Here is a 22,103-nt window from a genome sequence, read left to right as displayed (position 1 = left end):
TTGCGAGCGTTCCTGTTCCAGTCCACCAGGTGTAGACGTCGGCTGCCTGCGTCACCGCGGGCGTGGCCTCGAACGATCCTTGCCCGCTCACCTCGGCGGGAATGACGTAATCGGTCAGTGGTTGTGCGTTGCCGTCGAACAACGCCACTCTGGCCGGTGTGTTGCCGTGGGCGGGAATGGCGAGCACAACGCGGTCTCCCGACGCGAAAAGAATTTTCGCGCCGTCGATCGGACCGTCCGCAGCTGTCAGAGCGGCCACTACGCTCGAGCCGTACTCCTCGGGTTGCTGTGCATCGTCGGGTGCCGGGGCAAGAGTGGTGAGCCTGGCTGCGGATTCGCCGGGGCAGTTTTCGAGAACTGCAACTCGTGAACTCGTGGACGCAGCCGAGCTGAGTGTGCAACCCGACCGGGGCTGGCTGTTGGGATTGACCGGTGCATCGACGCGGCCGTATTCGAGGGTGCGCACCAGATCCGAACGCCACAGTTCGAGTCGGGAGTCGCCCCGAGAGGTCACGTAGGTGCCGTCGTCGAACAGGGTCACCGTGGCGTCGGCGTCGCTGGTTCGCTGAGCCTTCCGCGTGCCGGAGGCCCCGTCGAGCTGAGTCACCTGGGAGCAACCGCGGTCGTCGCGGTACACGACGACGGCCGTGTTCCACGCGCCGGTGACCGCGCACAGGGGAATGTCGCGGCTGTAGCGCCACGCGGTCGATCCATCTGCAGGATCGATGCCGGTGACCACGCCACCTTCACCACTGACGATTGCGCTGCCGGTCGCGACGGGAGCGGCCGTGACCGAACTGTCCGCGCGCCACCGCTCGGCCAACGTGACAGGCACGGCCTGAGCCGTCGTCAACTGGGGTAGGGGAGGGTTCGCGGTATCGGATGTCGTGCCGCGGGCGTCGCTTTTGAGCCACACGACTCCGAAAACGAGCACCGCGACGACGACAATGGCCGCCGCGGCAACGACATCCGAGCGTCGACGACGTTCGGGGGCCAGCACGCGTCGAAGACTACTCCGCCGCCGACTGCCCGGAAGTGGCCGAGGCGGGCGAACGACGACGCCGACGCCTGCGACGAGGTGTCGCGCCGTCGGTGCCATCGGTGTCCGTGCCGGCGGAGCCCGTTGCTGCCGCGGAACCATCCGACTTCGAAGACGCAGCGTCGGAAGCCGACTCCGTGTCACCGGTTGCAGGCTGGCCCGCCCGAGTACGGCGACGGGAGCGGTTGCGTCGTGGCTTGCTCGCCTGTTCCTCGGACGCTGGGCCGGCGTCGTTGCCGGCAGGTGCTGCGTCGGCCACGGCGGGCTCGGCTGCCGGCGCCGACTTCTTCACCGATCCGGATACCCCGGTGGGAATGTCGAGTTCTTCGAACAGGTGCGGCGAACTCGAGTACGTTTCGACGGGATCGGGGCTGTCCAGGTTCAGCGCCTTGTCGATCACCTGCCAACGAGGGATGTCGTCCCAATCGACGAGCGTGACGGCGATGCCGGTTCGTCCTGCTCGACCGGTACGGCCGATGCGGTGCACGTAGGTCTTCTCGTCCTCGGGGCACTGGTAGTTGATGACGTGCGTGACGTCGTCGATATCGATGCCTCGTGCTGCGACGTCCGTTGCGACGAGCACGTCGATGCCGCCGGTACGGAACTTCTTCAGAGCTTTCTCGCGCTGAATCTGGCCGAGATCACCGTGGACCGCGCCGACCGAGAAACCGCGTTCGAGCAGTTCGTCGGCGACTTTCTGCGCTGTGCGCTTCGTGCGGGTGAAGATCATTGTCGCGCCGCGGCCGTTGGCCTGAAGCACCTTCGAGACCATCTCGACCTTGTCGAGCGCGTGCGCACGGTAGACGTGCTGAGCCGTCCGGTCGTGGACCGCTGAGGATTCCGCTTCTTCGGCGCGGATATGCGTCGGCTGAGTGAGGAAGGTGCGCGCGAGCGTGATGATCGGACCCGGCATCGTCGCCGAGAACAGCATCGTCTGCCTCTTGTCGGGCACCATGCCGAGGATGCGCTCGATGTCGGGCAGGAAGCCCAGGTCGAGCATCTCGTCGGCCTCGTCGAGAACGAGTACCCCGACCTTGCCGAGAACGAGGTGGCCCTGCTTGGCGAGGTCGAGCAGCCGCCCGGGTGTGCCGACGACGACGTCGACGCCCTTCTGCAGAGCGGCGATCTGGCTTTCGTACGGCCGCCCGCCGTAGATCGAGAGGATCTCGACGGCGCCGTTCTTCGACTTCAGGTGCTTCGCGGCGTTCTCGAGGTCGGAGGTGACCTGAACGCACAGCTCACGAGTGGGAACGATGACGAGAGCGCGAGGTGTTCCGTCGAGGGGCGTGGTGCCCGAATCGGTGGTCGAGATGCGGTGGAGGAGGGGTACTCCGAAGCCGTACGTCTTGCCCATGCCGGTGCGCGCCTGGCCGATGAGATCGTCGCCGGCGAGCGCGAGCGGAAGGGTGAGTTCCTGAATGGCGAAGGTGCGTTCGATGCCGATGTCCTTCAGCGAACGAACGATGTCGTCGCGAACGCCCAATTCGGCAAAGGTGGGGGGCACATGAGTGTCGTCGAGCTGGGCGGACAACACGGTCTCGCCGGTTTCGGTCTCTTGGTCTATGACTATCTTGCTCAGTGGTCTGGCCTTCCTCGTGTCACACGTACGCACAAGGAAGGGCACAGGCCCATTGCCGGCCGAAGTCGATGCCCTCGATCTTTTTTTACGTCACATCGAGCCTCAGCCTTGTCGGTAGAACGAAACCGAGAACTCGACAGGCGAAGCAGTCGTAGCGAACGAAGATCAGGTGCGCACACATTTACTCGGATCACCGCGTGATTGTCGGTCCGTGTATCGGTCCTCGTCGGCGATCCGACCACCATGGTAGCTTGCCGAGCACACAAAGCGCGTATCGCGGCTCGACACGCTGGTGGAGGCGGTTGCGGGCAGGGTGAGAATCCTCGCATGTCGGCAACGAAGCGGGGGTGTGTTCCACGCGACTACGATCACTCGCATGGGAGCCCACTCGCCGCAATCACTGACCGGCGTGCCGTCGCCGTCCGACTCCACCGACTCCACCGACTCCACCGACTCCACCGACTCCACCGATGTCGCCGACGGCGCCGCCTCGGCGCCCATCGCCTTCGACCATCCAGGGGTGTCGGATTTGCTCGCCGTCCTTGCCTACGGCGAGATATCAGCCTTCTACCGGCTCGCCGAGGACGCCCGGCTGGCGCCGTCGATGGAGGGCCGCGTCGCTCTTGCGAGCATGGCGGCTGCCGAGATGAACCACTTCGAGACATTGGTGCATGCGTTGTCGGAGCGTGAGATCGATGTCTATTCCGCCATGGATCCGTTCGTCCGTGCACTGGACGATTATCACGCGTCCACCAATCCGTCGACGTGGCTCGAGGTACTGGTCAAGGCATACGTCGGAGACGGTCTGGCCGCGGATTTCTACCGCGAGATCGCGCACAGTCTCGATCCTGCGGTCGCCGCGACGGTGCGCGAGGTGCTCGCCGAGACCGGGCATTCGGAGTTCGTCGTACACGAGGTCTCGACGCGGGTGACGGCCAGTTCGCAGGACAAGGCGCGCCTGATGCTGTGGGGCCGCCGGTTGCTCGGTGAGGCGATCACGCAGGCGCAGTACGTACTCGCGCAGCGGGAGAGCCTGACCGACCTCGTCATCACCGCATCCGGAGATCTCAACGGGGTGGCCGCTCTGTTCGACCGGATGCAGGAACAGCACGCCGAGCGGATGCGCGTTCTCGGTCTGGTGTGACGCTGTTCGCTGACAGCACACCGTCGGAGTGAGCCCACCCGATGCCCGCTGCACTAGCCTGGGCGAAGCAGCTGAAGTTGTCTATGAGTTCGGAGGTTGGCCGTGGAGGTCAAGATCGGTGTGTCGGAGAGTTCTCGTGAGCTCGTCGTGAACAGTGGCCAGACGCCGGACGAGGTCGAGGCGCTCGTCGCCGAGGCGCTCGCGGGCAAGAAGGACGTTCTGTCGTTGGTGGACGACAAGGGCCGCAAGATCATCGTCCAGTCCGCGAAGGTCGCCTACGTGGAGATCGGCCCCGCCGACTCTCGTCGGGTCGGATTCGCCACTTCCTAAGGCGTATCCACTATCTGTCTCCGCCGACTTGCCTGACGGGACAGCGACGAAGAAGGGCCGCGCATCACTTCGATGCGCGGCCCTTTTCCTGCATGTTCCCAGGACAGCTGCAGAGTCAGGGAGCCTGCAGGGGCACGTGTGACAGGCCACCCCAGGCAAGCGAGACCGTCGTATCGACGGCGTCTTCTTTGGAGATGGGCCTGTCGGCCTCGAGCCAGTAGCGCGCAGTGAACTGGCTGGCACCGACGAGGCCGACGGCCAGCACGCGAGCGCGGTACGGGTCCAGTCCGGAGTCGTGTGCGACCAGGTCGAAGACGGCGTCGACGCATGCTTCGGTTGCCTGCTCGACGCGCGCGTTGACCTGAGGGTCGCCCATGAGGTCGGACTCGAACACGAGGCGGAACCCCTGGGTGTCGGTATCGACGAAATCGTAGAACGCGAGAACGGCGGCGCGAACACGCTTGCGGTTGTCCGTCGTGGACCTCAGTGCCTGCCGAACACCGGAGATCAGGGTGTCGACGTAGCTTTGCAGAACTGCGAGGTACAGCTCGAGCTTGCCGGGAAAGTGCTGGTAGAGCACCGGCTTGCTCACACCGGCGCACTCGGCGATCTCGTCCATGCCCGACGCGTGATAGCCACGGGTGACGAATACCTCGCTGGCCGCCGCGAGCAGTTGTGCCCGACGCGCCTCACGTGGCAGCCGTGCGCTGCGACGGCCTGCTGGGGAGGACGGACGGTCCGAGGACATCCGATCCGCGAGCTCTGTCATGAAGTAGTTCCCATCCGCATCGTCACTGCGCCGGTAGTTGGAAGCTCTCGGCTGCCGATCGTCGGGACCGTCAGGTGTCTGTAGCGCAGATCGAAGAGCAACGATACCCGCCGCCGGTCGCAGAAGTCGGCCCGGCGGTGGGTGTCGCAGTGAGCCATCCCAGCAGCGCCGCGGCGGTCCCGGTACTCGGGTCACTATCCGGGCGCAGGGATTGTTCGACACCACAAACATCGGCGCGGCGGACAGAGCGTGCCTTCGACTGTGAGATTCTGGCGGGGTGACTGACCGAGGCGGACCGCGACGTGGCGGACGAGCGTGGCCAGACGCGGACGACAATCGCCGGGACCTTCACCGCCGTGACACGCGAGAATCCCCCGATTCGCAGCTTCGCAGTGAGGGCAGTGCACGCCGATTCGACGACCGGGATCCCGAGGACTTGCCTCGCGAGGTCCGCGGAAGGGGTTCACACCAACCTCTGCGTGCGCAGTGGGATCCGACCGCGCGCAGCGAACCGCAGCGCCCGCGTACTCCCCGTCCGGAACGATCGGCCAAGAAGCAGAGCAAGCTGGGGAAGTTCGCGTCCGTCTACGGCTGGCGCGCCTACGCGATCCCAATCCTGCTCGTCGCCACCACGCTGGTGGTTGTCGACGCCGTCCGCACGGGCGACCCGGCCACGACGGTTGCGTCCGGCGCAGGTCAGGTGGCCGACCCCGGTTTCGGTGCGCTGAGCTCGAATACCGACACGACCGAAGTCATCGGCGTTCCTCCTGCTGCCGATGGCAATTTCGCCGATTCGATCCCGTCCGGCGAACTGCCCGACGGCGGCGTTTACACGGCGCAGGGCGGCGGAACCTGGCATCTGGTGCCCGGTTCGTCGGGGCAGGTGGGGCAGGGAACCGAGCGGGTGTTCACCTACACCGTCGAGGTGGAGGACGGGGTGGACACCGCAGGATTCGGCGGCGACGAATCGTTCGCCCGGCTCGTTGATCAGACGCTGGCGAACCCCAAGAGTTGGACCAACGATCCACGTTTCGCGTTCCGACGAATCGATCAGGGTGAGCCTGACTTCCGCATCTCCTTGACGTCGCAGATGAGCATTCGGCAGGCCTGCGGTTACGACATTCAGCTCGAGGTCTCGTGCTACAACCCGGGTATCGAACGTGTCGTGCTCAACGAACCGCGTTGGGTGCGTGGAGCGATCGCCTTTCAGGGAGACATCGGATCGTATCGGCAGTATCAGATCAATCATGAGGTCGGGCACGCCATCGGCTATCAGCAGCATCAGCCGTGTGAGACCGAAGGTGGTCTCGCTCCGGTGATGATGCAGCAGACGTTCGGTACCTCGAACGACGACATTGCTCGTCTCGATCCCGAAGGCGTCGTTCCCATGGACGGCAAGACGTGCCGGTTCAATCCGTGGCCGTACCCCCGGAGCTGACGACGACGCCCTTCGCCGGCGAGCTCATCGAAATCCGGGTCGGTTAACGTTGAGCCACTCCGTGACATCCGAGTCACGGCGATCCGCCGATTCGTCGACGACGTCTTTTTCAGGAGCGCAGTTTCTTCATGAGCCCGTTGCCACCGTTGGTCGAACCGTCGGCGTCGCTGTCCAACGACGACGTTGCGCGGTACAGCAGGCATCTCATCATTCCCGACGTGGGCACCCTCGGGCAGCGAAGACTCCGCTCGGCTCGCGTACTCGTCATCGGGGCGGGCGGGCTCGGCTCCCCGGTCCTGCTGTATCTGGCCGCTGCCGGGGTCGGAACGCTAGGAATCGTCGAGTTCGACGAGGTCGATCTTTCGAACCTGCAGCGTCAGGTCATTCACGGTCGATCGGACGTCGGACGGTCGAAGGCCGTCAGCGCGCGCGAATCCATCCTGGAGATCAACGACGGCATCGAGGTCCGGCTGCACGAGTTCGGACTCGACCGGAGCCACGCCGTCGCACTGTTCGAACAGTACGACCTCGTTCTCGACGGCACCGACAACTTCGCGACGCGCTACCTCGTCAACGACGCCGCCGTCCTCGCGGGCAAGCCTTACGTGTGGGGTTCGATCTACCGCTTCGAGGGTCAGGTGTCCGTCTTCTGGGAAGACGCGCCCGGCGGCGTCGGTCTCAATTACCGCGACCTGTATCCCGAGGCGCCTCCGCCCGGCATGGTCCCGTCGTGCGCCGAAGGGGGAGTACTCGGCGTCGTGTGCGCGTCCATCGGCTCGATCATGGTGACCGAGGCGATCAAACTGATCACGGGAATCGGTGAGACGCTGCTGGGGCGATTGATGATTTACGACGCACTGGCCATGTCGTACCGGACCATTCGTGTTCATCGCGACCCCCAGCGGGTGCCGGTGACAGAACTGATCGACTACGACGAGTTCTGCGGACTAGTGTCCGACGAGGGCGTCGCTGCTGCCGAGAGTTCGGCCGTCACGCCTGCCGAGCTCGTCGAGCTCATACGGAAGGACGCTGTCGCCCTCATCGATGTACGCGAGCCGGTCGAATGGGACATCGTGCGCATCGCCGGCGCGACGCTGATTCCCCAGGGCCGAATCACCTCCGGTGAGGCACTTGCGGAGTTGCCGCAGGATCGGCGCATCGTGCTGCACTGCAAGACGGGGATTCGTTCCGCGGAGGCGCTCGCGGTGATCAAGCAAGCTGGGTTCACCGACGCGCTACATCTGCAGGGTGGGATCGTCGCCTGGGCCGAGCAGGTGGATCCGTCGCTGCCGATGTACTAGCGCGCCTGCGGACACCCGCGGGTCGTCGGCGGTAGCGTGACGGCTGTGAGCTCAGTGGAACCCCCTCAGCACGTGATCTCCACATTCGGGCTGCGTGACGTACCACCCGTTCCGCTCGGCGCGGACTGGGACGGTGGGTGGCGGCTCGGCGACGTGGTGTTGTCGCCCGTCGCGGACCATGCCCGGGCCGCGTGGTCGGCGAAGGTGCGCGAGACGCTCGCGGTCGACGGTGTTCGACTGGCGCGGCCCGTGCGATCGACCGATGGTCGGTACGTGGTGAGCAGTTGGCGAGCAGACACGTTCGTCACGGGGTCGCCCGAGCCGAGGCACGACGAGGTCGTGTCACTGTCGGTGCGATTGCACGTCGCGACGTCTCGACTGGAGAGACCGCGGTTTCTGGTTCAGCCGCCCGTCGCCCCGTGGGCCGATGCGGACGTATTCGTGGCGGCCGACCGGGCGGCGTGGGAAGCGACTCCGCTTCGTGCCGCGCGGGCGGCGGGAGCGCCCGAGGTCGTGTCCGAGGACGGTAAGCACAGCCTCGAGCTGGTGAGACAACTGGCGAGTCTGCGCGAGCCGGTGCAGTCTGCCGATCAATTGGTCCACGGTGACCTCTTCGGCACCGTGCTCTTCGACGGCAGCGAGGCTCCGGGCATCACCGACATTGCGCCGTATTGGCGTCCGGCGTCGTGGGCTGCAGCCGTAACCGTCGTCGATGCCATCTCCTGGGGCGGCGCCGACGACGCGCTCATCGGCCGCTGGGAAGACATTCCCGAATGGCCGCAGATGTTGTTGCGCGCGTTGATCTTTCGTTTCGCCGTGCATGCCCTGCATCCGCGATCGACGGCCGATGCGTTTCCCGGGCTGGCGCGTACCGCCGATCTGGTCCGGCTGCTTCTCTAGTCGGCGTTCGGGCCCTTCTCGTGTGCATTGGCACCGACGATGTTGGTTCCGAGTTCGTCGAAGAACGTCGAGGCGGCGATCCGCGCACCTTCGGTGTCTCCCCTGACGATGGCGTCCACCAGCGCAGTGTGCTCGTCGTCGTAGTCGTTGCCCGCGGTGATGACGTGGTGGCTCATGGCTTGTTCGATGACGGGGAGCAACGAGTCGTAGAACTCGAGGTAGATCGCATTGTGGCTGGCTGCGACGATGGCTCGGTGGAAGCGGGCGTCGACGCGTACCGCGACGTCGACCGGGTCGTCGGCCCACGATGCGGTCCGCCGAGCGAGAGCCTCGGTGAGTGCTCTGATGTCCTCGGCGTCGCGGCGCTGAGCTGCGAGCGTGGCGGCGGTGACCTCGAGCGCGCGACGTAGTTCGGTGACGTCACGGTCCTGGGCGTCGGCGAAGTACTGTCCGAGCGTCCCGCCCAGCGCCGACGTCGCCATCACGAACGTGCCGGAGCCTTGGCGCCGTTCGACCATCCCCGCGTGCGCCAGTGCCTGTACTGCCTCGCGCACGGTATTTCGCCCGGTACCGGTCAGCTCGCACAGTTCGGCTTCGGTGGGGATCCGCGACCCGACGGGCCAGCGCTCGGCGATGATCTCTTCGCGTAGCTGCGCTGTCACCTGTGTGATCAGGCTGGAACGCTGAACTTGCTGCACAGTGATGGTCTCCGTTACGGGCGATGGTGTGGGCTGAGTCTACTTCTTTGCGCCGGATGATCCGGTCATCCTATGATTTACGGGTGAGTGCCCCTGCCTTGACGGACGACCGCGCGACAGCGTCGCATCTCCTGCGCGGTCGGCTGCTGGTGTTCGCGGCCATCATATTGTCCGCGCTGACCCTTCGTGCGGCCGTAACGGCCATCAGTCCGCTGTTCGGCCGAATAGGCGACGACCTGCAGTTCGGGTCGACCGTCGTCGGGATCGTGGGCATGCTGCCGCCTGCGATGTTCGCGGTGTTCGGACTGTTGACGCCCGTCATCGCCTCGCGGATCGGCCTCGAACGCGCAGCACTCGTTGCCATGGTGTTGACGACCGTCGGCATGGCATCTCGCGCTTTCGCCCCGGGAACTGCGTCTTTGTTGATCCTTTCCGCCGTCGCCCTGGCCGGTATGGGCATCGGAAACGTCGTCATCCCGCCGCTGGTCAAGCGCTACTTCTCGGACCGTGTTGCCATCGTCAGCACCCTCTATATCTGCGCGCTTCAGATCAGCACCATGGTTCCGCCCCTGCTGGCCGTGCCCGTTGCGGCGGCTCACGGCTGGCGCCTGTCCATCGGTGTATGGGCCTTCGTGGGTCTCGCAGCTGCTCTACCGTGGCTCGGTGTCGTGCTCGCGGGTCGCACCGCGCGGCGCGGGCGCAGTGTCGGGGGCACAGACGTTCAGAACACGGCGTCGTTGGCCGGTACCCTGCCCGAGCAGCCGAACGGCCGCATCTGGCGCTCGTCGCTGGCCTGGGGAATGGTTGGCATGTTCGCAATGACGTCCTTCGTCACGTACGCCATGCTCACGTGGCTTCCGACAATTCTCACCGACGCAGGCATCAGCGAGACCCTCGCCGGTGCGTCCGTCGCCGCGTTCGGCGCGATGGGCCTGATCTCGTCTCTGATAGCTCCGTCGCTGTGCGCGCGCCTGGACAACCCCTACGGCCTCGTACTGTCGGCAGCAGTGTTCTATCTCGTCGGGTTCGCGGGACTCCACTTCTCGCCGACGAGCGGAACCGTCGTATGGGTCTGCCTCATCGGCCTCGGAACCATGACCTTCCCGATGTCGCTGACATTGATCAACCTCCGCACCCGCACACCGGCCGGGTCGTCCGGGCTGTCGGGCTTCACCCAGGGCCTCGGATACGTCGTCTCGGCGACGGGTCCGCTGTCGTTCGGACTGCTGCACTCGCTGTCCGGCGGATGGGGTGTGCCCATGCTCGTGTTGGTCGGATGTGTGGCGGTGCTCCTCGTCGGCGGCTACCTGTGCTGCAAGCCGAGGATGCTCGAAGACACCTGGTGACGCGTCCTTCGCCCTGATTCGAGCCGCGCGCAGAAGGGCGGGGACTTCTCACGCCGGGCCCGTCGGCAACGTGAGGCCGAGTTAATTCACAGGTCATCGCAGGCAGCGCCGCTGCAACATGGCTTTTCTATCTTTGGGTCTCCCACGCGATCAGGAGGCCCACGTGACCAGCATTCCCGAGGCACCATCAGCCGACACCACATCGCCGGCCCGACCTGCGGCCTCGGCGGCTCCGGTGTCCGAAAACCACCGCATCCGCAACTGGAATTCGGAGGACGTCGAGGCATGGGAGGCCGGCGGCAAGTACATCGCCAGGCGCAACCTGATCTGGTCCGTCGTCGCCGAACACGTCGGTTTCTCCATCTGGTCGATCTGGTCGGTCATGGTGCTGTTCATGCCCGTCTCGGTGTACGGCATCGACCCGGCAGGCAAGTTCTTCCTCGTCGCCGTCCCGACTCTCGTCGGCGCCGTGCTGCGTATCCCGTACACGTTTGCCACAGCGAAATTCGGCGGCCGAAACTGGACGATCTTCAGCGCGCTCGTGTTGCTCATTCCGACCGTCCTGACCATGTATTTCATGCTCAATCCGACGTCGTACACCACATACATGATCGTTGCGGCATTCGCGGGCCTCGGCGGCGGTAACTTCGCCTCGTCGATGACGAACATCAACGCCTTCTATCCGCAGCGTGAAAAAGGGTGGGCCCTCGGCCTCAACGCCGGCGGCGGCAACATCGGTGTCCCTGTCATCCAGCTGATCGGCCTCCTCGTCATCGCGACGGTCGGCAACACCGCTCCCGAGATCGTCTGCGCCGTCTACCTGGTGTTCATCGCAATCGCCGCAGTCGGCGCGTCTCTGTACATGGACAACCTCGACAATCAGAAGACCAACGGCCGCTCGATGATCGACGTGCTGAAGTTCTCGGACTCGTGGTGGATCGCCTTCCTCTACATCGGCACCTTCGGTTCGTTCATCGGCTTCAGCTTCGCGTTCGGCCAGGTGTTGCAGATCAACTTCCTCGCCGGACTCACCGACGGTGCACCCGCGACCGCAGCCCAGCAGGCACAGGCCTCGCTGCAGGCCGCGCAGATCGCCTTCCTCGGTCCGCTGCTCGGGTCCGTCGCCCGGCCGTTCGGCGGCAAGATCGCGGACAGGATCGGCGGCGGAAAGATCACCCTTTACACATTCGTCGCAATGGTGTTTTCGACCGGAATCCTTGTCGCCGCCAGCACCTGGGACGACAACACCGCCGGAGCGGCCAGCGGCACAGTTATGACGCTCTTCGTCATCGGCTTCATCCTGCTGTTCTTGCTGTCGGGCATCGGCAACGGTTCGGTCTACAAGATGATTCCGGCGATCTTCGCAGCCAAATCGGTGGAATTGAAGGGGATGACTCCGGAAGAGCAGCAGCACTGGTCGCGCAGAATGTCCGGCGCACTGATCGGAATCGCCGGCGCCATCGGCGCCCTGGGCGGCGTGGGTATCAATCTGGTTCTGCGCGCGTCGTATTCGGGTGAGGCAAAGTCCGCGACGACGGCGTTCTGGGTCTTCCTGGCCTTCTACGTGGTGTGCTGCATCGTTACCTGGGCCGTCTATCTGCGCAAGCCGCGCGTCATCTCCGACGACGCCGCGCAGACCTCCGTCGCGGTCTGAGCCCACGAGCTTCCGGCCGACGACGCCCGTCGGGGCCGCACGAGCACGATTGACACTCTCGAAAGGACCTCACGTGAAAAACGCGGTGGTTGTAGGACACGGCATGGTCGGGCACCGCTTCGTCGAAGCGCTGCGTGCACGCGACGAAACCGAACAGTGGAAGGTCACGGTGCTCTGCGAAGAACCGCTGCCGGCCTACGACCGCGTGGGCCTCTCGTCCTACGTCGGGGCCTGGGCCCATCGCGAACTCGCGCTCGCCGGTAACGACTACGCAGGAGACACTGGCGTCGACATGCGCGTCGGCGTCCGTGCCGACAGCGTCGACCGCGCAGCGAAGACGGTCACCACCTCCGCCGGCGACACCGTCGATTACGACGCACTCATCTTTGCCACCGGCTCGTACCCGTTCGTTCCCCCCATTCCCGGTCACGACCGGGAAGAATGCTTCGTCTACCGCACCCTCGACGACCTCGACCGGATTCGCGCCCGCGCCGAAGCAGCGGGACCTGGCGCCGTCGGTGTCGTGGTCGGAGGCGGCCTACTGGGACTCGAAGCCGCGAATGCGTTACAGAAAATCGGAATGACCCCACATGTCGTGGAGTTCGCTCCGAGGCTCATGCCCCTGCAGGTGGACGAGGGCGGCGGTGCGTTGCTCGCACGCCTCGTCACCGAACTCGGCCTCCACGTGCACACCGGCGTCGGAACCTCGTCGATCACCGAGTCCGGCGACGGCGGGGTGACCGTCGAACTGTCCGACGGAAGCGTCATCGACGCTGCTCTGCTGGTGTTCTCGGCGGGCGTTCGCCCTCAGGATCGATTGGCGCGAGACTGCGGGCTGGACGTCGGTGAACGCGGCGGTATTTTTGTCGACAACGGTTGTCGCACAGCAGATCCCGACGTGTATGCCATCGGTGAATGCGCGGCCGTCGATGGTCGATGCTACGGGCTGGTCGCGCCCGGCTACTCCACTGCTGAGGTGGTCGCCGACCGATTGCTCGGCGGCGCAGCCGAATTCCCCGGTGCCGACATGTCCACCAAGCTCAAGCTGATGGGCGTCGACGTCGCCAGTTTCGGCGATGCCATGGCAGCGACACCCGGCGCGCTCGAAGTCGTGTTCAGTGACGCACCGAAGGGTACCTACGCCAAGCTCGTAGTCTCCGACGATGCACAGACCCTGCTCGGCGGTATCCTCGTCGGCGACGCCACCGCGTACTCGCTGCTCCGTCCACTGGTCGGTCGCGCCCTACCCGGCGATCCAGGATCGTTGATCTCACCCGCGTCCGAACAAGTAGGAATCGGCGCGCTACCCGACGACGCCGAGATCTGCTCGTGCAACGGCGTCACCAAGGGCGCCATCTGCGGCGCGATCGCAGACGGCGCCTGCGACGTGGCCGCGGTGAAGAGCTGCACCACTGCGGGAACCACGTGCGGTGGCTGCCTTCCCTCGATCAAGCAACTCCTCGCAGCGTCCGGTGTCGTGATGTCGAAGGCACTGTGTGAGCACTTCGGCCAGTCGCGAGCCGAGCTGTTCGAGATCGTTCGAGCCACCGACACCCGAACGTTCTCGTCCCTGATCGCCAAGTACGGCAGCGGAAGTGGCTGTGACATCTGCAAGCCCGTCGTTGCGTCGATCCTCGCGTCGACATCGTCCGATCACATCCTCGACGGCGAACAGGCGTCGCTGCAGGACACCAACGACCACTTTCTCGCCAACATCCAGAAGAACGGCACCTACTCGGTGGTGCCGCGCATGCCCGGCGGCGAATGCACGCCGGAACAGCTCATCGTCATCGGCGAGGTGGCACGCGATTTCGGTTTGTACACCAAGGTGACGGGCGGTCAGCGCATCGACATGTTCGGCGCACGCGTCGAGCAGCTCCCTGCGATCTGGAAGCGACTCGTCGACGCAGGCATGGAATCCGGTCAGGCGTACGGGAAGTCGTTGCGCACGGTGAAAAGTTGCGTCGGCTCGAGTTGGTGCCGATACGGCGTTCAGGACTCGGTGGGCATGGCGGTAGACCTCGAGAACCGCTACCGCGGACTCCGCTCGCCGCACAAGATCAAGTTCGGTGTTTCGGGATGCGCCCGTGAGTGCGCCGAAGCGCGGGGCAAGGACGTCGGAGTCATCGCCACCGAAAACGGGTGGAACCTCTACGTCGCGGGCAACGGAGGCCAGTCGCCGAAGCACGCGCAACTACTGGCGTCCAATCTCGACGACGCCACACTCGTCAGCTACATCGACCGATACCTGATGTTCTACGTCCGCACCGCAGACCGTCTGCAACGCACCGCACCGTGGCTCGACGCGCTCGACGGTGGTCTCGAACACCTCAGGGCTGTCGTGTGCCAGGACAGCCTCGGCATCGGCGCCGAACTCGAAGCGGATATGGAACGCCACGTCGCCGGCTACAAGGACGAGTGGGCGGGCGTCCTGGAAGACGAGGAGAAGCTCGGCCGGTTCGTTTCTTTCGTCAACGCACCCGAAGAGGCGGACCCGACCATCGCGTTCGACGACAGCGGCACTCGCAAGGTGCCCGTTCTGATGGGAATGCCGTCTGTTCGAGGCTGACCCCGTTGCGATCACCGGAGTAAAGCACATCGCGAAGGTCACGAATTGGGCCGCATGTGCACACCCGGGTAATGACCGCTTAACGGGCGAGAAACATCGACACAGTCCAATAGCAGTAACGCAGGGCAACAGCACCAGGAGGTTCGTGATGACTGTCATCGATTCCGAATTGGGCATTACGCCCCAGCCGATCGGTCGCGGGTCGGAGGAGTGGACCGCGGCATGCACGCTGGATTCGCTGGTCGCCGGGCGCGGCGTGGCCGTGCTCCTTCGCGGGGGAACTCAGGTCGCGGTGTTCTTGCTGCCCGACGGCGCGCTGTACGCGGTCGGCAACATCGACCCGTTCGGTCGCGCGGCGGTCATGTCGCGGGGTTTGGTCGGCGACCGCGCCGGGGAGCCCACGGTCGCGTCTCCGCTGCTCAAGCAGGTGTTCTCGCTCGTCGACGGTCGGTGTCTGGACGACGACTCGGCCGGTCTCGGATCGTTCGAGGTCGACGTTCGAGAAGGCGTCATTGTCGTGCGTGGCGAATCGACGTGACTCGGCCCGCCGAGGCCCAGGGTGACGTGACTCGGCCCGCCGAGGCGCAGGGTGACGTGGCTCGGCCCGCGGAGGTTCGGGTGGAGGGTGAGCCCCTGGCTGGTTTCACCGTCGGTATCACGGCGTCTCGGCGAGCCGACGAATTCGCGACGTTGCTGGAGCGCAGAGGTGCTTCGGTGATGCATGCACCGGCGATTCGTATCATTCCGCTCGCCGACGATGCGGAACTGGAGAGGGCCACCGACGCGATCATTGCCGACCCGCCCGAGATCACCGTGGCGACCACTGGCATCGGGTTTCGTGGCTGGATGGAGGCAGCCGAGGGTTGGGGCTCGGCCGAGGAGCTGGGGCGGGCGTTGGCGTCGTCGAGGTTGATGGCTCGCGGGCCGAAGGCCAAGGGCGCGATCCGCGCCGCGGACCTGAGGGAGGAGTGGAGCCCGGCATCGGAATCGTCGGCGGAGGTGCTCGAGCGCCTTCTCGACGAGGGTGTGGAGGGGAAGCGCATCGCGGTGCAGTTGCACGGCGCCACCACCGAGTGGGAGCCGGTGCCCGACTTCTGTGAGGTGTTGCGGCATGCGGGCGCCGAAGTGGTCCCGGTTCCCGTGTATCGGTGGACCGCACCCGACGACAGCGGGCCGATGGATCGGATGATCGAGGCTGTGGTCGTCGGCGATCTCGACGCGATCAGTTTCACGAGTGCGCCGGCAGTGGCGTCGCTGCTGATGCGTGCCGACGAGAACGGACTGCTCGAGCCGGTGCTGCACGCGTTGCGCACGACGGTTGTGCCGGTGTGCGTCGGCCCGGTGACCGCGGCGCCGTTGGAGCAGTTGAACGTGAAGACCACGCAACCCGCCCGTGCGCGCCTCGGTGCACTGGCCCGGCATATCGTAGAGGAACTCCCGCGGCGCGCGCGGCCGATGAACGCCGGCGGGTATGCGGTGAGTGTTCGGAGTAGATGCGTTGTAGTGGATGGATGCGTTCGCCCGGTGTCACCGGCGGGGATGGCGTTGATCAAGACTCTGGCACGCAGCCCCGGGCGCGTGGTCACGCGAGACGATCTGCTTGCTGCATTGCCGGGCGGGGGAGACGATACGCATGCGGTGGAAACGGCAATGACGCGACTTCGCTCGGCGCTCGGCGCGCCCAAAATCGTACAGACCGTGGTGAAGCGGGGATATCGCCTCGCCGTCGACCCCGCGGACCTGGTCGAGGAGGGCGGTGAAACAGAAACGGACGTCACGGATTCGGAGCCTGTGATCCGCTATCCCGAAGGGAGTAAGTACTGATGACGGTCGACACGCCGGCGCTCGTCCTGGTCGCTCACGGAACGAGGAATCCGCGTGGCGTCGAATTGATTGCCACACTTGCAGAGTCCGTGTCCGAACGCGTGGGAAGAACACGGGTGGCGTTCGTCGATGTACTCGGTCCTACGCCGTCCGAGGTTCTGCGAGAGCTGAGTGAACCGGCGGTGCTCGTACCGGCGTTTCTGGCGTCGGGGTATCACGTCCACACCGACGTTCCCCGCGAGGTCGAGGACAGTGGACACGGGTGTGTGACGGTGACGCGGGCATTGGGTCCCGATCCGGTTCTGGCGGCCGTGCTGCTCGAGAGGCTGAAGAACGCCGGCTGGCGCGCCGGGGACGGCATCGTCTTCGCCGCTGCCGGGTCGTCCGACGCTCGCGCTCTTCGCGAGCATCGCCGAGCTGCTGCAATGTTGGCCGACGTGGCGAAGGTGTCGGTACGGATCGGCTATGTCGCCACCGCGACTCCGACGGTGACCGAGGCGGTCGCACACATGTATACGGACGGTTTCGACCGGGTCTTCGTGGCCTCGTACCTACTGGCGCCGGGGTTGTTTCACACGCGGCTGTCCGACGCCGGCGCAGACGGTGTCGGTGATCCGCTCGGCGTGCATCCCGCTGTCGCCGACCTCGTCGTCGCGCGGTACACCGAAGGTGCGCGGTCGACGACCTCGTCGGCGCACTTCACTGCGGCAGGAGAACGATCTCGACATCTCCACCGTCGCTGACGTCGGGTGGCACCACGGCCAGCGCCTCATAGGACGTCAGACTCAGCAGGTGGGCGGTGCGTGGGTGCGCATCTGCGGTCCATGACGTTCCGCGCGAAGTCACCGGAACCACCCGGGTCACCGCGGCACGCACCGCGCCAGCATCGTCGAGGGAGCCGACACGGGCGGCTGCGGGGGTGCGGACGGTGAGCGCGTCGACCAATGCCGGCACGATGGTCATCGACGTGCACACCGCCGCAAGGGGATTACCGGGGAGTCCGACGACGACCGGTCCGAAGGGAAGAATCGCGGTAATCTGCGATCCGCCGGGACGGATGTTCACGCGGCCGACCACGGTGGTCGCGTCGGCATCTGTCAGCGCGCTCCGCAATCGGTCTGCCGCACCGCCGCCCGTGGCCCCCACGACCACCAGCAGGTCCACATCGGCGAAGTTCGCCAGCGCATCGTTGAACGCCGTCGGAGTGTCCGGTAGGTGCACCGTGTCGACGACGTCGACTCCGCACGCGCGAAGGTAGTGGGGGAGTACGGGCCCGAGGGTGTCTCTGGTCCGGCCGGGATTCAGTGGGCCGCCCGTCTCGATCTCGTTGCCGCTCAACACTATTCGTGCTCGAACAGGACCCCTGACCGACAGCTCCGGTACCTCCGCCGCCAGCGCCACCGACATCACGGCTGCGCTGACGGACACGCCCGCAGGCAGCAGTTCGGTACCTTCGGCCCAGTCCTCGCCGCGGCGGCGTCGATCGTCACGTACCGGCGCGTCAGGGGATCGGGCGATGGTGTTGTCGCCGACCGATGCGATGTGTTCGTCGCGAATCACGCCCGTCGTACCGGCAGGCACCGCCGCGCCTGTGGCGATGCGTAATGCTTCACCGGCCTCGAGGCGGGGCAGGTTCGTAGTCCCGGCGTAGGCGACATCCGGCCGCAGCACCCACGGGGAATCACCGGCGACGGCGTACCCATCCATCGCCGAAATATCCACCGGGGGTAGGGGCGCACGCGCGACGACCGGCTCGGCAAGCGTCGCGCCGAGTGCTTCTGTGGCGGGGACAGTGCGGGGAGAGAGTGGCGGCACGGTACGGCGAATGTCTGCGCGGGCGGTGTCGAGGTCGAGTGCAGGCCGATCGGCCACCGCTGCTGCCCAACGTCGTCGCGCGTTCCGCAGATCGTCCACGGTGTCGCAGTCCGCGATGTCGTCGAGTTGAATCACGCGATGATCGGTCGGCACGAGTGTGCGCACGGACGCATTGGCTTTCGTCGGAATCGAATCGAGTGACGCATGGAGGGCCTCGGTGTTCCACGCCGCCAGTAAGTACTGGATCCGGCCTTCGTCGTCCGCGGCGAACACTGCGGGATCGGTCAGGGCTGCGTCGACGAGTATGGTCACCGCTCGCGAATCGACGAACGGCAGGTCTGCCGCCAGCACTACGACGACGTCGGCCGCGGGGGTGCCCAACGCCGCCAGGCCTGCGGCCATCGCAGCGACGGGACCCGCGCCCGGCGGCGTCTCCTGGGCCTGTCGGATGTTCGGAGCAATGCCGTCACGGTGGGGCCCGACGAGCACAACTCGTCGGCAATCTGCAACGGCGTCGAGGGCACGCTGCACCAGAGGTGTGCCACCGACGGTCAGTGCGGGTTTGTCGATCCCGCCCAGGCGTCTGCTGCCGCCGCCGGCGAGAATGATGGCGTCGACGGTGGGGGCAAGCGGTGCAGGCGGTGTCACTGCGCCGGAAGTGGAATGTTCTGCAGTCGAACCTGGCCGCGCGCAACGGCTTTCCCGCTGTCGGCGGCAGTGACGGTGACCAGCCACAGCTGCTGGACCCGTCCTTGCTGCAGAGGTTCGGCGACGACATCGACGCGGCCGCCCTTGCTGGCGCGCAGGAAGTCGGTTGCATTGTGCACGCCGACGGCGAACTCACCGCGTTCTTTGACGGCTTCGCTGGCGCCGATGCTCGCGGCGGTTTCGACGGCGGCGGTGTAGACGCCGCCGTGTACGACGCCCCACGGGGTGAAGTGCTCGGGGCCGAGGTCGATGTGGCCCGAGACCCGGGTGCCGGAAACGTCGTCGACCACCAATCCGGCGGCAGCGACGAACTCACTCCCCTTCGACAGGGCGTACTGCGCCTTCGGTCGCGGGTCGAACGGTCCGAGATCCATTCCCGAAACCCTACCGGCCGAAGAAATCGAAGCGTGCCGATCCGAGGTCGACCCGCCCGTCCCGCACCGTGACTCCCTCTTCTGCGAGCCGATCCAGTTGCCGCGTCGCGAGATGCGGCGCGGGCTTGCCGCTCGCCGACAGCACTCGATGCCACGGCAGATCCGCGGAGTCGGTGCGCATGATCCAACCGACGATCCGCGGACTCGAGAGCTCGGCAGCGGCGGCGATGTCACCGTAGGTGGCGACGTTCCCTTCCGGGATCGACGCAACCAGCTCACGTACCCGCTCCACCTGCTCGGAGGTGATGGCGGCCACCTACAGCAGCTCCCGCACCAGAGCAGCCACCTCCGTGGGCTTGGCCTGCGCCACCATGTGATCGCAATCCAATTCGACGAGCGTCAGATGGTCGCCGAGTGCATCTCGCAGCGCCGCTTTGAACGGTTCGCTCACGTACGGCGGCTGCACGCGCAGCGCCTGCACGACCACGGTGGGGATATCGCCCGGTGGTACGACGAGTGGGCGGGCCAGTTCACCCCATGAGGCGACGATGGCGGCGGTGGACATCCGCCACTTCACTCGGCCACCGTCGAGTTCGACGAGGTGGTCCTTCACCTCCGTGTCGAGCAGTTCGGCCGGAACGTCGGCCCACGCACCGTTGATCTTCTCGGATCTAGCCTCGTCCGCGTCGGTGTAGTCGGGGAACTTTGCCGTCAGCTCGGCGACCTCGAGCAGGTCGGCGGGATCGACCTCGATGGCCGGGTCGAGCAGAACGAGGGCTCGTACGAGCTCCGGGTGTGCTTGCGAGAGGTGGACAGCCAGCGCGCCGCCGTAGGAATGACCCACGACGACCACCGGCCCGCGCGCATGCGAGGACAGGAGGGAGGCAAGACCGTCGACCTGCGCCGCGATGTCCCACGGCGGCGTCCACGGCGAACGCCCGTGCCCGATGAGGTCGGGTGCGAGGATTCGGGCTTCGGGGAGATGACCGGCGAGGTACGCCCACCGGGCTCCGTGACCGGTCATTCCGTGTACGGCGAGGATTTCGGGACCGTCGACTGGCCCATATGTGTGAAACTCGAGCTCTGGCACGTCGTTCACTATGCCGCATTCGACGCCGGACGCATGCTGTCGGTGGGTCGTGATGAGATCAGTTCCATGAAGGCGGACATCTCGGCAGGCACTCACGCGGGAGGCCGACGCAGCGGCGTCGCCACCCTCGTCCGGACGCCCAAGGTCGCCGTTGCTCGACGTATTTGGAGTGGGCCCGCCGCGCGGTTGCTGGCGTCTGCCACCGATGTCGTGTCCGAGGCGTCGGGCGGTGCCCCCGCGTGGCGGCCGTGGCAGGTGGTCGGCGGACCGGGTGCGGGCAAGTCCGCTCTGATGGCCGACTACGCGGTTTCCCGGATCGTCGCGGGCGACCCCGAATCCGTACTGGTGCTGACGCAATCGAAGCGCGCGGCGACTGCGATGCGCGAGCAGATCACCAGCGGACTGTTCGCCGGCGAGCATTCTTCTCGAGCCACACGCGAGCCGCTCGTGCGGACCGTGCATTCGTACGCTTTCGCGGTGCTACGGCTTCAGGCCGCGATCTACGGCAATCCACCGCCCCGGCTGCTCACCGGAGCGGAGCAGGACGCCGTGGTTCGCGAAATGCTGCGCGGTGACCTCGAAGACGGGGCGCACGACTGGCCGGGGCGGCTACGTCCGGCGCTCGGAATGGCGGGTTTCGTCACCGCGGTGCGCGACCTCATGCTTCGGTCCGCCGAACGCGGGATCGGGCCGGAAGATCTGATCCGGCTGGGCCGCAAGCACTCTCGCCCCGAATGGATCGCCGTCGGGAAATTCGCCGGACGTTACGAGCAAGCGATGCTCTTGCGCGGGTCGGTGGGGGTCGAGGCGGCAGGGGCGACTGCGCCCGGGCTCGACGCCGCGGAGCTCATCGGCAGTGCGTTGATGGCGTTCGCCACCGACCCCGACCTGCTTCGTTCCGAACGCGCGCGCATCAGGCACCTCGTGGTGGACGACGCGCAACACCTCGATCCTCAGGCCGCGCAGCTGGTACGGCTCATCGGAAGCAACACCGAATCCACGGTCGTTGCGGGCGACCCCGATCAATCCGTGTTCACGTTTCGGGGAGCCGACCCGACGTTCCTTGCCGACCTCGCGGAACCCGACTCACCGAAGCGGGTTGTCCTGAGCCACAACTTTCGTAGCACCGCACAGGTCGCCCAGGTCACGAGCGTTATCGCCTGTCGACTCCCCGGTATCGGCCGGCATCGGGCTCCCGAGGCGCTGGGCGAACCCCGCTTCGGCGACGGGAGAACCACCGTGCGGGTGCTTCCGTCCGCAGCGAAGGAAGCGGGCCTCATCGCCGACGTCATGCGCCGTGCCCATCTCACCGACGGTATGCCGTGGTCCGACATGGCGATCGTCGTCCGTTCGGTGCCTCGCGCCGTCGCGCCGCTACGGCGGGCGTTGCAGGCAGCGGGAGTGCCCATCGTCACCCCCGCGTCGGAACTCCCGCTGCATCGCCAGCACGGGGCCGTCGGCCTGCTTCTGGTGCTCCGAGCGCTGGTCGACGACAGCTTCGACGGCGAGGATGCGCTGGCACTGC

20 protein-coding genes are annotated in these 22,103 nt (G+C 66.1%); 12 read left to right on the top strand and 8 right to left on the bottom strand.

The annotated features are described in order from the left end of the window. Together WBQ44_RS20275 and WBQ44_RS20270 are read right to left on the bottom strand one after the other, a co-directional pair. The coding region (locus WBQ44_RS20275) for an Rv3212 family protein (protein WP_495568458.1) at positions 1 to 1,000 on the bottom strand (1,000 nt) is incomplete at its 3' end. Between the two features lie 10 nt (positions 1,001 to 1,010). Further along, entirely contained in the window at positions 1,011 to 2,651 is a 1,641-nt protein-coding gene (locus tag WBQ44_RS20270) for a DEAD/DEAH box helicase (protein WP_495568462.1), read from the bottom strand. Between the two features lie 343 nt (positions 2,652 to 2,994). Between WBQ44_RS20270 and WBQ44_RS20265 the strand changes: the two genes are divergently transcribed. Together WBQ44_RS20265 and WBQ44_RS20260 are read left to right on the top strand one after the other, a co-directional pair. After that, positions 2,995 to 3,762 (top strand): ferritin-like fold-containing protein, encoded by a 768-nt coding sequence (locus WBQ44_RS20265; protein ID WP_495568457.1) that lies wholly within the window; start codon positions 2,995 to 2,997, stop codon positions 3,760 to 3,762. 102 nt (positions 3,763 to 3,864) lie between these two features. Beyond that, on the top strand, positions 3,865 to 4,092 hold the full coding sequence (locus tag WBQ44_RS20260; RefSeq protein ID WP_495568456.1) for a DUF3107 domain-containing protein: 228 nt from the start codon (positions 3,865 to 3,867) through the stop codon (positions 4,090 to 4,092). Positions 4,093 to 4,207: 115 nt separating this feature from the next. Here the strand turns inward: WBQ44_RS20260 and fasR are convergent, their stop codons facing one another. After that, the gene (gene fasR / locus WBQ44_RS20255) at positions 4,208 to 4,861 is read right to left on the bottom strand and encodes an HTH-type transcriptional activator FasR (protein ID WP_495568455.1); all 654 of its coding nucleotides are present in this window, start codon (positions 4,859 to 4,861) and stop codon (positions 4,208 to 4,210) included. 436 nt (positions 4,862 to 5,297) lie between these two features. Here fasR and WBQ44_RS20250 point away from each other — a divergent pair, with 436 nt between their 5' ends. The 3 genes from WBQ44_RS20250 to WBQ44_RS20240 all read left to right on the top strand — a co-directional run bounded on the left by WBQ44_RS20250 (position 5,298) and on the right by WBQ44_RS20240 (position 8,500). Then, on the top strand, positions 5,298 to 6,299 hold the full coding sequence (locus WBQ44_RS20250; RefSeq protein ID WP_495568461.1) for a DUF3152 domain-containing protein: 1,002 nt from the start codon (positions 5,298 to 5,300) through the stop codon (positions 6,297 to 6,299). A gap of 128 nt (positions 6,300 to 6,427) precedes the next feature. Then, positions 6,428 to 7,600, top strand: a complete 1,173-nt coding sequence (moeZ, locus tag WBQ44_RS20245) for an adenylyltransferase/sulfurtransferase MoeZ (protein WP_495568454.1) — start codon at positions 6,428 to 6,430, stop codon at positions 7,598 to 7,600. A gap of 45 nt (positions 7,601 to 7,645) precedes the next feature. Beyond that, entirely contained in the window at positions 7,646 to 8,500 is an 855-nt protein-coding gene (locus tag WBQ44_RS20240) for a TIGR02569 family protein (RefSeq protein WP_495568453.1), read from the top strand. On the opposite strand, the gene WBQ44_RS20235 is transcribed toward WBQ44_RS20240, so the two are convergent. Then, a complete protein-coding gene (locus WBQ44_RS20235; protein WP_495568452.1) occupies positions 8,497 to 9,198 on the bottom strand; it encodes a FadR/GntR family transcriptional regulator in 702 nt (233 codons plus the stop codon). The genes WBQ44_RS20240 and WBQ44_RS20235 overlap by 4 nt on opposite strands. Positions 9,199 to 9,281: 83 nt before the next feature. Between WBQ44_RS20235 and WBQ44_RS20230 the strand changes: the two genes are divergently transcribed. The 6 genes from WBQ44_RS20230 to WBQ44_RS20205 all read left to right on the top strand — a co-directional run bounded on the left by WBQ44_RS20230 (position 9,282) and on the right by WBQ44_RS20205 (position 17,334). Continuing rightward, complete coding sequence (locus tag WBQ44_RS20230; protein WP_495568451.1) at positions 9,282 to 10,544, top strand: MFS transporter; 1,263 nt, start codon at positions 9,282 to 9,284, stop codon at positions 10,542 to 10,544. Between the two features lie 118 nt (positions 10,545 to 10,662). Beyond that, on the top strand, positions 10,663 to 12,198 hold the full coding sequence (locus WBQ44_RS20225; protein WP_495568450.1) for a nitrate/nitrite transporter: 1,536 nt from the start codon (positions 10,663 to 10,665) through the stop codon (positions 12,196 to 12,198). A gap of 73 nt (positions 12,199 to 12,271) precedes the next feature. After that, on the top strand, positions 12,272 to 14,767 hold the full coding sequence (gene nirB, locus WBQ44_RS20220) for a nitrite reductase large subunit NirB (RefSeq protein ID WP_495568449.1): 2,496 nt from the start codon (positions 12,272 to 12,274) through the stop codon (positions 14,765 to 14,767). Between the two features lie 148 nt (positions 14,768 to 14,915). After that, a complete protein-coding gene (gene nirD / locus WBQ44_RS20215; protein WP_495568448.1) occupies positions 14,916 to 15,305 on the top strand; it encodes a nitrite reductase small subunit NirD in 390 nt (129 codons plus the stop codon). Positions 15,306 to 15,385: 80 nt separating this feature from the next. Then, positions 15,386 to 16,591 carry a uroporphyrinogen-III synthase gene (locus WBQ44_RS20210; protein WP_495568460.1) on the top strand — a complete coding sequence of 402 codons (1,206 nt, stop codon included), beginning with the start codon at positions 15,386 to 15,388 and terminating at the stop codon, positions 16,589 to 16,591. After that, complete coding sequence (locus WBQ44_RS20205; RefSeq protein ID WP_495568447.1) at positions 16,591 to 17,334, top strand: sirohydrochlorin chelatase; 744 nt, start codon at positions 16,591 to 16,593, stop codon at positions 17,332 to 17,334. Before WBQ44_RS20210 ends, WBQ44_RS20205 begins: the two co-directional genes overlap by 1 nt. Here WBQ44_RS20205 and WBQ44_RS20200 read toward each other — a convergent pair. The 4 genes from WBQ44_RS20200 to WBQ44_RS20185 are packed head-to-tail and all read right to left on the bottom strand — an operon-like array spanning position 17,291 to position 20,587. Continuing rightward, a complete protein-coding gene (locus tag WBQ44_RS20200; protein WP_495568446.1) occupies positions 17,291 to 19,054 on the bottom strand; it encodes an NTP transferase domain-containing protein in 1,764 nt (587 codons plus the stop codon). The two genes, WBQ44_RS20205 and WBQ44_RS20200, sit on opposite strands and share 44 nt — an antisense overlap. After that, entirely contained in the window at positions 19,051 to 19,488 is a 438-nt protein-coding gene (locus WBQ44_RS20195) for a PaaI family thioesterase (RefSeq protein ID WP_495568445.1), read from the bottom strand. Before WBQ44_RS20195 ends, WBQ44_RS20200 begins: the two co-directional genes overlap by 4 nt. A 10-nt stretch (positions 19,489 to 19,498) precedes the next feature. Further along, positions 19,499 to 19,804: an MGMT family protein gene (locus tag WBQ44_RS20190; protein WP_495568444.1), complete on the bottom strand. Its 306-nt coding sequence runs from the start codon at positions 19,802 to 19,804 to the stop codon at positions 19,499 to 19,501. Beyond that, positions 19,805 to 20,587 (bottom strand): alpha/beta fold hydrolase, encoded by a 783-nt coding sequence (locus tag WBQ44_RS20185; protein ID WP_495568443.1) that lies wholly within the window; start codon positions 20,585 to 20,587, stop codon positions 19,805 to 19,807. A 57-nt stretch (positions 20,588 to 20,644) separates the two neighbouring features. Between WBQ44_RS20185 and WBQ44_RS20180 the strand changes: the two genes are divergently transcribed. After that, positions 20,645 to 22,103: UvrD-helicase domain-containing protein (locus tag WBQ44_RS20180; protein ID WP_495568459.1), on the top strand; the 1,459-nt coding region annotated here is incomplete at its 3' end.

The sequence above is a fragment of the Rhodococcus sp. (in: high G+C Gram-positive bacteria) genome (genome assembly GCF_049591685.1).
Classification (GTDB): domain Bacteria; phylum Actinomycetota; class Actinomycetes; order Mycobacteriales; family Mycobacteriaceae; genus Rhodococcoides.
Note: the sequence above shows the minus strand (reverse complement) of the source record. Positions and strands in the feature narration are given on the sequence as shown.

What these genes read in the sequence shown, in the direction of transcription:
- WBQ44_RS20265 (WP_495568457.1), top strand. Translation starts at nt 2,995, where the DNA reads ATGGGAGCCCACTCGCCGCAATCACTGACCGGCGTGCCGTCGCCGTCC.
- fasR (WP_495568455.1), bottom strand. Translation starts at nt 4,861, where the DNA reads ATGACAGAGCTCGCGGATCGGATGTCCTCGGACCGTCCGTCCTCCCCA.
- moeZ (WP_495568454.1), top strand. Translation starts at nt 6,428, where the DNA reads ATGAGCCCGTTGCCACCGTTGGTCGAACCGTCGGCGTCGCTGTCCAAC.
- WBQ44_RS20225 (WP_495568450.1), top strand. Translation starts at nt 10,663, where the DNA reads ATGGCTTTTCTATCTTTGGGTCTCCCACGCGATCAGGAGGCCCACGTG.
- nirD (WP_495568448.1), top strand. Translation starts at nt 14,916, where the DNA reads ATGACTGTCATCGATTCCGAATTGGGCATTACGCCCCAGCCGATCGGT.
- WBQ44_RS20205 (WP_495568447.1), top strand. Translation starts at nt 16,591, where the DNA reads ATGACGGTCGACACGCCGGCGCTCGTCCTGGTCGCTCACGGAACGAGG.
- WBQ44_RS20195 (WP_495568445.1), bottom strand. Translation starts at nt 19,488, where the DNA reads ATGGATCTCGGACCGTTCGACCCGCGACCGAAGGCGCAGTACGCCCTG.